Below are 13,268 nucleotides of genomic sequence, written 5' to 3' on the forward strand. Positions count from 1 at the left end.
AATGGCTGGTTATTTTTCAGTTTTATTGGTGCTGTTAACTTTAGGCTCAGGCTTAATATGGTTAATAGATCACTTAATGTATGCTCCTAAAAGGCAGGAGCGTTTAGCGATAGCGCAAACGTCTGCTGGGGCTCCGTTAGATGAAGAAACTGCGGCATTAATTGCACCAGAACCAGTACTAACAGAAACCGCAAAATCGATTTTTCCGATGATTGCAGCAATTACTATTTTTAGATCATTTATTTTTGAACCGTTTCAGATTCCATCTGGTTCAATGATGCCTACACTACTAGTAGGTGACTTTATTTTAGTACAAAAGTATTCATATGGAATAAAAGACCCAGTTTGGCGCACTCAGTTAGTTGATGTCGGTGAGCCTGAACGTGGTGATATTGTTGTTTTTAAATACCCTTTAGATGAAAGTGTTGACTATATTAAACGTACGATTGGTTTACCTGGCGATAAAATTGTTTATCGTGATAAACGTTTGTATATTCAGCCAAACTGTAAAGAAGGCGAAACCCAACAGGGTGAGCTTTTATGTAATGAATTCAATAAAATTGATTTTAAACTAATTAATGATAACGAATTTAAACAAGGCCCAATGCCTCTAGCTCGTGTGAATGAAAATTTGACAACAGTTACGCATGATATATTAATCAACCCACAAGCGCCTGAGAGAAAAGGGCGTTACTACCAGCAACCGGGCACGCCTTCTGATGAATGGACTGTTCCTGCTGATCATTATTTTATGATGGGTGATAACCGCGACAACAGCCAAGATGGTCGCTTTTGGGGCTTTGTACCAAAAGAAAACTTGGTGGGTAAAGCTGTCTTTATATGGATGAGTTTTGAATTTGAGAATGGCCCTGATGATATTTTACCAGGATGGGTTCCAACTGGTGTTCGCTTTGAGCGCCTAGGTAATATTCAGTAACGATGAAAAAAAATGTAACAGAATTATATAAAAAAATTGGCTATGAATTCGCTGATCAAGGTTTACTTGAGCAAGCAATGACGCACCGTAGCCACAAAGGTCAACATAATGAGCGACTAGAATTTTTAGGCGACTCTATTTTAAGCTTTGTGATTGCCAATGCACTTTATGCCAAATTTCCTAAAGCGCGTGAAGGCGATTTAAGCCGCATGCGTTCAACGCTTGTGCGTGGTCAAACACTTGCCGAGTTTGGTCTTGAATTTGGTCTAGGCGACTATTTACGCTTAGGGCCGGGCGAGCTTAAAAGTGGCGGATTCCGTCGCGAGTCAACGCTTGCTGATGCAGTAGAAGCTATTATAGGTGCTGCATTTTTAGATTCAGGTATCGACAGCTGTGGCAATCTGATATTGGCGTGGTACCAATCACGTTTGGATGCTATTTCACCAGGGCTTAACCAGAAAGATCCTAAAACCCTGCTGCAAGAGTATTTGCAAGCCCGTAAATTATCTTTACCGGGCTACACTGTGGTTGATACACAAGGCCAAGCACACAATCAAACATTCACGGTTGAATGTATTGTTGATGGAATGGATAGCATAATTTCTGTTGGTAGCTCGCGCCGTAAGGCCGAACAAAAAGCTGCTGAAAAAGCATTGAAGATAATTAAAAATGAACCTTGATACCTTAATACAGCCTCATGAACGTGATGTAGATACATTTTGTGGAATGGTTGCCATTGTTGGTCGACCTAATGTAGGTAAATCGACTTTGCTTAATGAAATCATTGAGCAAAAAGTGAGTATTACCTCACGTAAACCACAAACTACACGCCATCGTATTATGGGTATTCATACTGTTGATAAACACCAAGCGGTATACATAGATACACCGGGTCTACACGTTGAAGAAAAGCGTGCTATTAACCGTTTAATGAACCGAGCAGCGTCTAGTTCTATTGGCGATGTAGAGCTTATTATTTTTGTCGTTGAAGGCACTCATTGGAATGCCGATGACGATATGGTGCTTAATAAAGTATCGCAAAGTGGTAAACCTGTATTATTAGTTATTAATAAAATTGACCAAGTTAAAGACCGTGACCTTGTGCTACCTCATATGAAGTGGTTAAGTGACAAGTTTGATTTTGTTGGAATTATGCCAGTATCAGCAACGCAAGGTAAAAACGTTGATTTAATTAAAGCAGAAGTAACTAAACGTTTACCGCCTTGCGAGTTTTATTTCCCAGAAGATTACGTAACAGACCGCTCGATGCGTTTTATGGCGGCTGAAGTTATCCGTGAAAAACTAATGCGTTTTATGGGTGAAGAATTACCGTATTCAGTGACTGTTGAAATTGAGCAATTTAAGTGGCAAGACAACGGTATTTGGCATATCAATGGGTTGATTCTTGTTGAGCGCGAAACGCAAAAACGCATGGTTATTGGTAATAAAGGCGAAAAGCTAAAAACCATTGGCCGTGAAGCCCGTAAAGACATTGAAGAAATGCTTGATAACAAAGTATTTTTAGAACTTTGGGTTAAAGTGAAGTCAGGTTGGGCTGATGATGAACGTGCACTAAGAAGCTTAGGTTACAGTGAAGACTAAACCAAGCAGTAGCTTAGTGAATGGATAGCGACTTTTACACCGCATATTTATTACATCGGCGTCCTTATAGTGACTCTCAAGTAATGTTAGATATGCTTGTAGAAGGCGTGGGCCAGCTAAGAATGCTGGCCCGAATTAGTGGTCGCCAGGCCACTAAACATAAAGCACAACTTCAGCCGTTTCAGGCACTCCTTGTTAATTACAGCGGCAAGTACGATCTAAAATATATCAATAAATTTGAACTGCATGGTAACTCGCACTTTTTAAAAGGCGATGAGCTTTATTGTGGCTTTTATTTAAATGAGCTTACCAATCGCATAGTGCCTGTTAACGAGCCCATTGAACAAGTATTTGAGCTATATAAATCTCACCTAGGAAACCTAAACAGCGGAGCCAATTTACAAGAAGTGCTTCGCTCGTACGAATTTCAATTATTGGAATTACTCGGTTATGGCGTGGATTTTAGTTTTGACGCCAGCGGTGAGCCAATAGATGAAAAGCAAACGTATAGTTATTTCCCCGAACTTGGTTTTTTAGTACAGGAAGATACGCGTTCTGGATTTAGCGGCAAACAACTTAATGCCATAGCTAATCATGACTTTAGCCAAAGCGATGTGCTATATATGGCAAAGCAATTAAGCCGCTATTTATTAAAACCCTTATTAGGTAGTAAACCATTAAAAAGCCGTGAGCTATTTATGGCCTCTCAATAAACGTAATTTTACAGGTAAGAAAATGAAAGATATTCTTTTGGGTGTAAACGTAGATCATATTGCAACACTTCGCCAAGCGCGTGGAACAAATTACCCAGATCCCGCTCATGCAGCCAGTGTAGCAGAGCATGCAGGGGCAGACGGTATTACGATTCACTTACGTGAAGACAGACGCCATATTCAAGATCGCGACGTTTATGTGATGGCTAAAACCATTCAAACGCGTATGAATCTTGAAACAGCTGTTACCGATGAAATGATAAAAATAGCGCTTGAAGTAAAACCTGAGTATGTGTGCCTAGTGCCTGAAAAACGTGAAGAACTAACCACCGAGGGCGGCTTAGACGTAGCGGGCAATATAGATAAAATTAAAGCCGCAACAAAAACACTTACCGACGCGGGCATAAAAGTATCGTTATTTATTGATGCAGATAAAGCACAATTAGACGCAGCCAAAGAGTGTGGTGCCCCTTATGTAGAAATACACACTGGTGCGTACGCTGATGCAACAAATGACACTGATTTACACAAAGAATTAGAGCATATTCGTGAAGGTGTTCAATACGCAGCAAGCTTAGGTTTGATTGTTAACGCTGGCCATGGTCTTCATTATCATAACGTTAAACCCATTGCCGCGATGCCTGAGATTTACGAGCTAAATATTGGCCACGCTATTATTGCTCGTGCAGCGATAGATGGACTCGATAAAGCCGTACGCGACATGAAACGATTAATGATTGAAGCAAGAATGTAATACCAATTCGCAATAATACTTAATCAATTTGAGGGATTAAATCTGACGCTAACTGCGTTAAAAATTTCTGATATAGAACAACTAAATAACGAAATTTTTGCCTGGTTATCGACACGATTTTCTCACCTCAGAATAGATCACTTAATTAAGCGAATTGGTATAATACCTGCCAATATAAGTATTTAAACAGCTTAATTAAAAAACGCGGTTAATACCGCGTTTTTTTGTATCTAAAATTCAAAGCTTATCTTTGTAGCTCAGTTACATTTGCATCAGCAAGTAAGTTTTCAAGCTCGTCTTGTAACTCAAATAATTCAGGTTCAATATTTTCTAGCAAGCATTTATTTTTAAGCGATGTTTCAATTGTTTCTGCAAGTGATTTTAGTTTTGGTACACCGGTGTAGCAACATGCACCATGAAACTTATGAACAATACTTAACACTTGTTGGCAATCGTTACTCTCTATCGCTTTAGCAAGCAATGTAAGAGTTTCAGGGACGCTTAAAAGTAACATATTAAGCATCTCTAGCGCTAATTCGTTCTTGCCGCCAGCACGCTGCAGGGCTTGTGCCCAGTCAATGCGACTGCTTTGAAATGGTGCTGGGCTTTGTGGTGTATCTGTTTTCGCTTTATCACGATTAATCGGGGTTTGTGGACTGTGGTCGCTAATGATTTGTTTAAGCATATCCTCATCAATAGGCTTAGTTAAATAGCCTTTAAAGCCATCTTTTAGTAGTTGCTCTTTTTCGCTTTGAAGGGCATGGGCCGTTACTGCAATAATTGGCGTATCTTCATTTAATGATGATTCGCGAATAAGCTTACACGCTGTAATACCATCCATTATCGGCATTTGGATATCCATAAAAATCACATCATATTTATGGCTTTTACTTAGACTATAAGCTTGAGAACCATTATGCGCAGTTTCTACTGTTTCAATTTGCTCGCATAAAAGCGTTCGAATAAGCTTTAAGTTGGCATCATTATCATCAACAACTAATACTTTTAACTGCAGCAAAGCTTGATCGTTTTGCTCAATATTATGAGTAGGGTGGTCAAGTCTGTAAGGCGCAGCAAGTACTTCACATAATTTACGATGATTAAGCGGTTTGCTCAAACACGCATCAGCACCGCTACCAATAAACGCTTCTCTCATATTGTGCGATACAGTATTAAGCATTAAATATAAGTAGTCAGTAGATTCACGCACGGCTTTTACGTAGCTTTTTAGCTGCTGCATATCATCAACAGATGCCATATGACCAATTAAGCAAATATCATATTTATATTCACTATTTTTTATAGCGTCTAAAAAGCTGGTCTCGTTAAAGCATGCTGTTACGCTTGATTCCCACTGGGTCAATAACGAAAGTACAGCATGGTGTGTATGCTCATGCGGCTCTAAATATAAAATACGCTTACCAATGAGCGATTTAGTTGGCAAGTCGTTAGTAAATACATGATTTGGTAAACTAAACACACTGTTAAACGTAAAACAGGTACCGTTACCTGGCGCAGAGTTTAATGTTATGCGACCACTCATCGCTTCAACAATATGCTTGGTAATGATAAGGCCAAGACCTGTTCCACCAAACTTACGTGTAATACTTGAATCGGCTTGCCCAAATGGAGTAAATAAAGAGTCTTGCTTATCCATTGGTATACCCACACCAGTATCGGTTACTGCCACAAGTAAAGAGGTACGTTCGTTGTCGAGTAACCGATGGCTTATGTCGACCTTAATGGAGCCTTTTTCAGTAAATTTAATCGCATTACTTAATAGGTTTATCAGCACTTGTTTAAAGCGAGTGGGATCGCCTGTTAAGTCATCTGGTACTTGTTGGTTAATGTAAATGGATAGCTCTAATTGTTTATCGTGTGCGCTAGGAGCGAGTAGTGTCATCACTTCATTTACAGCATCACGAAGTTGAAACTGAATCGACTCAAGTTCCATTGCACCCGCTTCTAGTTTGGAGAAATCTAGAATGTCGCTAATAATAGTCATTAAACTATTTGCTGATAGCATAATAGTATCGAGATAATCTTTTTGATGTTTATTTAGCGGGGTTTTATAAAGCTGGCGTGTAAATCCAATAACACCATTTAACGGAGTACGAAGTTCGTGGCTCATTTTAGCTAAAAAGTCTGATTTTACGCGGTTAGCATCTTGAGCTTCTTTTTTTGCAAACGAGAGCTCTATATTTGAAGTTTCGTATTGCTCTAGTGTTTCGCGGTAGTCGCTCGTTGCTTGATCAATATTTTTTTGCATTTCATCTTTTTGCATCACCATAGTGTGTGCAATGGTATTTAAGCCTTCTCGCAATAGCTCAAATTCACCTATCATGTTGTCGTTAAGGCCAGTACTTCTTTTACCTTCGACTAACTTGTCGGTTGCAAGTACTAACTTATTAAGCGGCGTCATAAACATGCGGCTTAACCTTAAAGCTAAAATTGCTGCAAACACTAACGATAAAATAATGACAATACCGCTAATTAATAAAGCACGTTGCTGCCCTATAACCGCTTGGTCTTTGTTTAGCTGTATAATAACGGTGCCCAGGGATGACTGAAAAGCCGATGGATCCCATTTAGAGTCGTGACTTGTATGATTAATAATGGGAGTGAAAAACGTAATAAGCTTATCAGTTTTTTGCACATGAGTTGTTTTTAAATTTATGAGCGTTTTTTGATTAATTAACTTTTCAAATGAGCGGTGATAATTACTCGTCATTAATAGCGCATTATTTTTATCAAAAATAGCAATCGACTTAATTGTAGGGGAGTGCTTGTTATGTGTGTAGCTTATAAGTCGATTCAATAGTTGTTTGTTTTTTTCGAGCATGGGTTGCTCAAGCGCAATAGCAAGGGGTTCAGAAATAGTAGTACCTTGCTGATATAAAATTTCATCAAGCTCAATGTAACGATTTATTGTAAAATAGCCACCAAGTAGTAATCCTATGATCACCGTTGGGATCAGGGTCAGTGTTAAAACAGAATCGCGTAAGCCTAATTTGGTCATAATGGGAGCGTTTTATCGTTATTAGTATGGTCTGAGTATATACGGTTCAACACGCATTCTAAAGCATCTAAATATAGGTGCTTCATAAATAAAGTGAAGGTAATGCCTAATGGCGCAAATTTTTAAAGCGAAAAAAAAACCGCTTAAGCAACAAACATTAGAATTAAATATAACGGGAATGGATCATCAAGGGCGTGGCATTGCTAAGCATAATAATAAAGTATGTTTTGTTAGTGGCGCATTACAAAATGAAACAGTTAAAGCAATGCTCGTCGAAGATAAAGCTAAATACAGCAGTGCAAAAGTAATTAAAGTTATTAAAGCGAGTGAATCAAGAGTAGACGCTTTTTGTGAGCACTATAATCAGTGTGGTGGCTGCCAATTACAGCATTTAGAAGTAAGCCAACAAGTTGTAGAAAAACAAACTGCAGTTACTCAGCTATTTAGTAAGTTTGCTAAATTAAATAGCTTAAACTGGCAAGCTCCATTATTAAGTAAGTCTGTGCATTACAGGCGCAGTGCTCGCATAGCCGTTATGTTTGATAAAGCAGCAAAAAAAATGCGTGTGGGTTACAGAGCCAGTGGTTCAAAAAATATTGTCAGTATTAATAAATGTGCAGTACTTGATGAAGTATTTGCAGATGTTTTTACACTTTTTGATGATTTAATTAATCAACACAAAGCGCTGCACAGTATAAGCCATTTACAGTTATGCCAAAGTGATGAGAAAAACTTTGTTGTTATTCGCCACACTAAAGCGATCAACGATGAATTTAAAGCAATAGTGGAACAAGCCTCACAAAGTCAGCAATATCAAATTGTATGGCAAAGCGAGAGCGATGTAATTGAGCATTCACACTTAGCCATGCCATTTTATTATCTCAAAGAATTTGATCTAAAATTTGAATTTGGTTTAGGTAATTTTATTCAGGTAAATGCGCAAGTTAACGAAGCTATGTTAAAGCAAGCAGCAAATTGGCTTGATTTAAAAGGTGATGAAAATTTATTGGATTTATTTTGTGGCATTGGTAATTTCTCATTAGTGCTGGCAAAACAAGCAAAATCTGTAATTGGCGTAGAAGGTGTAACTTCAGCGGTTGCAATGGCTGCTCAAAATGCGCAAACTAACTCTATTACCAATGCGCAGTTTCATTGCTTTGATTTAACGCAAAGCATACAGAGCGCCCCATGGTTTAGTAAAAACTTAGATGTGCTTGTACTCGATCCATCTAGGACGGGTGCAATGGCTGTATTAGAGCAATTACCTTTAAAGCAGTTTAAAACTATTTTATATGTCTCTTGTGACCCTGTTACTTTAGCCCGTGACAGCGCAATTATTTCACAAGCTGGCTTTGATCTTAATAAAATTGGGCTAATGAATATGTTCCCTCATACAGGGCATATTGAAACTATGGCGTTATTTCAACGGAGGTAGAACGCATTATGGTAGCTACACGACAATCACATCAACAAGATGAGACAACAGATTTTAGCACTCGGCTTTCATTTCTTGCCTTGTCTGAAGAAAAAACAGAGCTACTTACTAAAGCGCAAGCGCTCTGCGTAAAATGTGATAATGAAAGCAGGCAAACTACTGCAATCGAAATGGTTGAAATTTTAGCTGAGCTAAATCTCGACCCCGAATCGTTAGCTACTGCGTATTTAACCCCGTATTTTTTAAACGATTTAATATCACTTGAAACCATAGAAGAGCAGCTTGGTAGTAACATAGCCATGCTGTTAACTGGGGTTGCACAAATGGCCACTATTAGTACTTTATCGCATCAAGGTAAAGGTACTATGCAAGTTGATAATATTCGAAAAATGTTATTAACCATGGTCGAAGATGTGCGCGCCGTGGTCATTAAGCTTGCCGAGCAGGTATGTCATCTACGTAATGTAAAAAATGCGGATGAAGAAGACCGCGTTATTGCCGCTAAAGAAACGGCTGATATTTTTGCACCACTGGCAAACAGATTAGGAATAGGGCAGTTAAAGTGGGAACTTGAAGATTTATCGTTTAGATATTTGCACCCAGGTACCTATAAAAGCATAGCCAAACAACTTGACGACAAACGTCTTACGCGCGAAGCCTATATGGAAGATATGGTTGAACAAGTAAAAACCCGTTTAAGTGAAGCGGGCATTGAAGCCCAAGTTTATGGCCGCCCTAAGCACATTTACAGCATTTATAAAAAAATGCAGCAAAAAAACTACGAGTTTGATCAGCTTTTTGATATTCGGGCAATGCGTATTGTCGTTGAACGTCTGCAAGATTGTTATGGTGCACTTGGCATTGTGCACACCAATTGGCGTCATCTTAATAAAGAGTTTGACGACTATGTAGCAACCCCAAAACAAAACGGCTATCAGTCAATTCATACCGTGGTATTTGGGCCTGAAGGTAAAACAGTAGAAATACAAATTCGTACTAGCGACATGCATCAAGATGCTGAGTTGGGTGTGGCTGCACACTGGATGTACAAAGAAGGTGCATTACCAGGGCGCGGCTCGGGTTATGAGCAAAAAATTAGCTGGCTACGTAAGTTACTCCAATGGCAAGAAGAAGTAGTCGATGGCGGTGACCTAGCAGAAGAGCTTAAAAACCAAGTAGTAGAAGACCGCGTATACATATTTACCCCAAGCGGCGATATTATTGATTTACCACTTGGTGCTACACCGCTTGATTTTGCTTACTACATTCACTCAAATGTAGGGCATCGCTGTATTGGTGCAAAAATATTCGGCAAAATAGTGCCGTTTACGCATCAACTTACAACGGGGGATCAGGTAGAAATACTGACCCAAAAACAACCAAATCCAAGTCGTGATTGGTTAAATCCGTCATTAGGATACATTAAGTCATCACGCGCTAGAGCTAAAATTCATCACTGGTTTAAACAGCTCGATCGCGACAAAAACTTAAGTGCGGGTAAAGAAATTCTCGACAGCGAACTACAAAAGCTCAATTTAACATACAAAGATTTAGAGCCAGCAATCAAGCGTTTTAATTTTAAAGAGCTGGATGACTTAATGGTTGCAATTGGTGCGGGCGATGTACGCCTCAATCAAATGCTTAACTTTGTAAGTGATCGGACAGAAGATGAGCCGGTTATTCGTATTAAAGCGCCTAGCAAAGTAACCGGTGACAAAAACGGCATTGTGGTTGATGGCGTTGGTAGCTTAATGAGCCATGTAGCCAAATGCTGTCGTCCTGTACCTGGCGATGAAATAATAGGTTATATAACGCAAGGTCGAGGGATAGGTGTTCATAAAGAGGATTGTGACTCGTTTAATAACTTAAAAAATCAGCATCCAGAGCGTGTTATTTCAGTAAGTTGGTCTGATGATATCAACGGCTCGTACGCACTAAGTATTAAAATAGAAGCAACCGATCGTTCAGGACTAATACGCGATATAAGCTCTGTACTTGCTAACGAAAAAGTAAATGTTTTAAACATGAACGTAAATACGGTTGAAGATAATCAGTTAGCTATATTTACGATGCAAATAGAAGTACATGACTTATCGGGTACTAACCGTGTTCTTTCTAAGTTACACCAAATTGAAGGTGTACACGATGCCAAGCGTGGTCATTAATCATGAATGATAATGCAGCGCTTACACAACTTCTTAGCATAATGAAAACACTGCGAGATCCTAAGGGCGGTTGCCCGTGGGATCTCAAACAAGATTTTAAATCTATTGTGCCGCATACACTAGAAGAAGCTTACGAAGTTGCCGACTGTATTGAGTCAGGCAACTTAGGTGAGCTTAAAGGCGAATTGGGTGATTTGTTATTTCAAATTATTTTTTATGCGCAGCTTGCACAAGAGCAAAATCTATTTGATTTTAATGATGTGGTAGAGCAATTAAATAACAAGCTTACCCGTCGTCACCCGCATGTGTTTGGTGACAAAAAAGAGCTAACAGACGAGCAATTATCGCAACAGTGGCAAGCAATCAAAACACAAGAACGCAGTGCTAGAGCGCAAACAGAATCACCTTCTTTTTGGCAAGATATTCCTGCCAATATACCAAGTTTAAGTAAAGCTAAAAAAATTCAACAACGCGTTGCCGCACTTGGTTTTGATTGGCCAACGTATCATGGTGCACTTGATAAAGTGAGCGAAGAGGTGCTTGAAGTAAAAGAAGCGATTGAGCAAAACCCGCTATCAGATCATACAGCGGAAGAGCTCGGCGATTTACTTTTTGCGACTGTTAATGTTGTGCGCCATGTTAAACGCGACCCAGAGCAATTACTGAGAAGTGCTAATGATAAGTTTTCAGCGCGTTTTGAAAAGGTACACGCTTATTTGCACGCGCAAGGAAAAAGCTTAGATACAGCCACCTTTGAAGAAATGGACAGCGCATGGGATGCGATTAAAAAAGTAAAATAGGTTTAATGTTAAATAGTGCACATTTTTTGTGCGTGCATTAGCTAATTTTAGCTGGATTGATAAGCAGTGTTTTGGTACAATTTCGCCCCGTCTTGATGATATACCCTTAGGCTCTTCTTTGGGTGTTATATTCCTTTTAATTCCTGATATTCTAGGGTTCGCATGAGTACAAAATTTATCTTCGTTACTGGCGGAGTTGTTTCTTCGTTGGGTAAAGGTATTGCCGCAGCTTCACTAGCCGCTATTTTAGAAGCCCGTGGTTTAAATGTTACCATTTTAAAGCTGGATCCTTACATCAACGTTGACCCAGGCACAATGAGCCCAATTCAACACGGTGAAGTTTACGTTACAGAAGACGGCGCAGAAACTGACCTTGATTTAGGTCACTACGAGCGTTTTATTCGTACCAAAATGACTAGTCGTAATAACTTCACACAAGGCCGTGTATATGAAGACGTATTACGTCGTGAGCGCCGTGGTGAATACCTAGGCGCTACTATTCAGGTTATTCCACATATCACTAACGATATTAAGCAACGTGTATACGACGGTGCTGAAGGTTATGATATTGCTATTGTAGAAATTGGCGGCACTGTAGGTGATATAGAATCACAACCGTTTATTGAAGCAATTCGTCAGATGGGAACTGAAATTGGCCGCGAACGCGCGCTATTTATTCACTTAACGTTAGTGCCATTTTTAGGCCCTGCAGGTGAAGTTAAAACAAAACCAACTCAGCACTCTGTTAAAGAGTTACGCTCAGTAGGTATTCAGCCAGATATTCTTATTTGTCGTTCAGACCGTAAACTACCTAATAATGAGCGTGCAAAAATCTCATTATTCACAAACGTAGAAGAAAAAGCGGTTATTTCATTGCCTGACGTAGACAGCATTTATAAAATTCCAGCGCTATTAAAAACGCAAGAATTAGATAACTTCGTATGTCGTCGTTTTCACTTAGATCCGCCAGAAGCTGATTTAGCTGAGTGGGAACAAGTACTTTATCAAGAGTCTAACCCAACGGGTGAAGTGACAATTGGTATGGTTGGTAAATACACTGAATTACCAGATGCGTACAAATCGGTTAACGAAGCATTAAAGCATGCGGGCCTTAAAAACCGTTTAACAATTAATATTCAATACGTAGATTCACAAGATTTAGAAAACAAAGGTGTTGAATTACTTTCACACTTAGATGCTATTTTAGTACCAGGTGGATTTGGCGGACGTGGTGTTGAGGGTAAAATCTTAGCGGCTAAATACGCACGTGAAAATAAAGTACCATACCTAGGTATTTGTTTAGGTATGCAAGTAGCATTAATTGAATATGCACGTAATGTTGCAGGTTTAACGGATGCAAACTCTACAGAGTTTAATGCAAATTCAGAAGCGCCAGTAGTTGGCTTAATTACTGAATGGCTAGATGCTGAAGGTAATGTTGAAACTCGTAGCGAAAAATCTGATTTAGGTGGCACTATGCGTTTAGGCGCACAAAAATGTCATTTAACGCCAGGTTCTAAAGTACGCGAAGTATATGGCAGCGACGAAATTGTTGAACGTCATCGTCATCGCTACGAAGTAAATAATAACTTTGTAGAAATACTTGAAAAAGCAGGCTTAAGCTTTACTGGTTTATCAGAAGATAAAAAACTGGTAGAAATTATCGAAAATAAAGATCACCCATGGTTTATTGCCGCGCAGTTCCACCCGGAATTCACGTCAACTCCACGTGATGGTCATCCGTTATTTGAAGGGTTTGTAGCAGCCGCGCATATCCACCAAAAAGCGAATTCGTAATTTTAAAAGCCGTGCATATTGCACGGCTTTTTTGTTTTAAGGGCTG

At 39.3% G+C, this 13,268-nt stretch carries 10 protein-coding genes; 9 read left to right on the forward strand and 1 reads right to left on the reverse strand.

Annotated features, from left to right (window positions below):
- The first annotated feature begins 1 nt into the window (after position 1).
- Genes lepB through pdxJ form a run of 5 tightly spaced genes read left to right on the forward strand, consistent with a single transcriptional unit; the run spans position 2 to position 4,006 of the window.
- On the forward strand, positions 2 to 937 hold the full coding sequence (gene lepB / locus GQR55_RS08195) for a signal peptidase I (protein ID WP_024589998.1): 936 nt from the start codon (positions 2 to 4) through the stop codon (positions 935 to 937).
- A 2-nt stretch (positions 938 to 939) separates the two neighbouring features.
- Positions 940 to 1,617 (forward strand): ribonuclease III, encoded by a 678-nt coding sequence (gene rnc, locus GQR55_RS08200; RefSeq protein WP_166420196.1) that lies wholly within the window; start codon positions 940 to 942, stop codon positions 1,615 to 1,617.
- On the forward strand, positions 1,607 to 2,539 hold the full coding sequence (gene era, locus GQR55_RS08205; RefSeq protein ID WP_007581730.1) for a GTPase Era: 933 nt from the start codon (positions 1,607 to 1,609) through the stop codon (positions 2,537 to 2,539). Before rnc ends, era begins: the two co-directional genes overlap by 11 nt.
- Positions 2,540 to 2,559: 20 nt before the next feature.
- Positions 2,560 to 3,252, forward strand: coding sequence for a DNA repair protein RecO (gene recO / locus GQR55_RS08210; RefSeq protein ID WP_010553211.1), 693 nt, complete (start codon positions 2,560 to 2,562; stop codon positions 3,250 to 3,252).
- 22 nt (positions 3,253 to 3,274) lie between these two features.
- Positions 3,275 to 4,006 carry a pyridoxine 5'-phosphate synthase gene (pdxJ, locus tag GQR55_RS08215; protein WP_166420197.1) on the forward strand — a complete coding sequence of 244 codons (732 nt, stop codon included), beginning with the start codon at positions 3,275 to 3,277 and terminating at the stop codon, positions 4,004 to 4,006.
- Between the two features lie 244 nt (positions 4,007 to 4,250).
- Here the strand turns inward: pdxJ and barA are convergent, their stop codons facing one another.
- Positions 4,251 to 7,025, reverse strand: coding sequence for a two-component sensor histidine kinase BarA (barA, locus tag GQR55_RS08220; protein WP_166420198.1), 2,775 nt, complete (start codon positions 7,023 to 7,025; stop codon positions 4,251 to 4,253).
- A gap of 109 nt (positions 7,026 to 7,134) precedes the next feature.
- Here barA and rlmD point away from each other — a divergent pair, with 109 nt between their 5' ends.
- From rlmD to GQR55_RS08240, 4 genes are all read left to right on the forward strand, one after another.
- A complete protein-coding gene (rlmD, locus tag GQR55_RS08225; protein ID WP_166420199.1) occupies positions 7,135 to 8,460 on the forward strand; it encodes a 23S rRNA (uracil(1939)-C(5))-methyltransferase RlmD in 1,326 nt (441 codons plus the stop codon).
- 8 nt (positions 8,461 to 8,468) lie between these two features.
- On the forward strand, positions 8,469 to 10,625 hold the full coding sequence (gene relA, locus GQR55_RS08230; RefSeq protein ID WP_166420200.1) for a GTP diphosphokinase: 2,157 nt from the start codon (positions 8,469 to 8,471) through the stop codon (positions 10,623 to 10,625).
- A gap of 2 nt (positions 10,626 to 10,627) precedes the next feature.
- Complete coding sequence (gene mazG, locus GQR55_RS08235) at positions 10,628 to 11,425, forward strand: nucleoside triphosphate pyrophosphohydrolase (RefSeq protein WP_166420201.1); 798 nt, start codon at positions 10,628 to 10,630, stop codon at positions 11,423 to 11,425.
- 162 nt (positions 11,426 to 11,587) lie between these two features.
- A complete protein-coding gene (locus GQR55_RS08240; RefSeq protein WP_010553216.1) occupies positions 11,588 to 13,222 on the forward strand; it encodes a CTP synthase in 1,635 nt (544 codons plus the stop codon).
- The last annotated feature ends 46 nt before the right edge of the window (positions 13,223 to 13,268 follow it).

The sequence above is a fragment of the Pseudoalteromonas sp. Z1A8 genome, assembly GCF_011378855.1.
Lineage (GTDB): Bacteria > Pseudomonadota > Gammaproteobacteria > Enterobacterales > Alteromonadaceae > Pseudoalteromonas.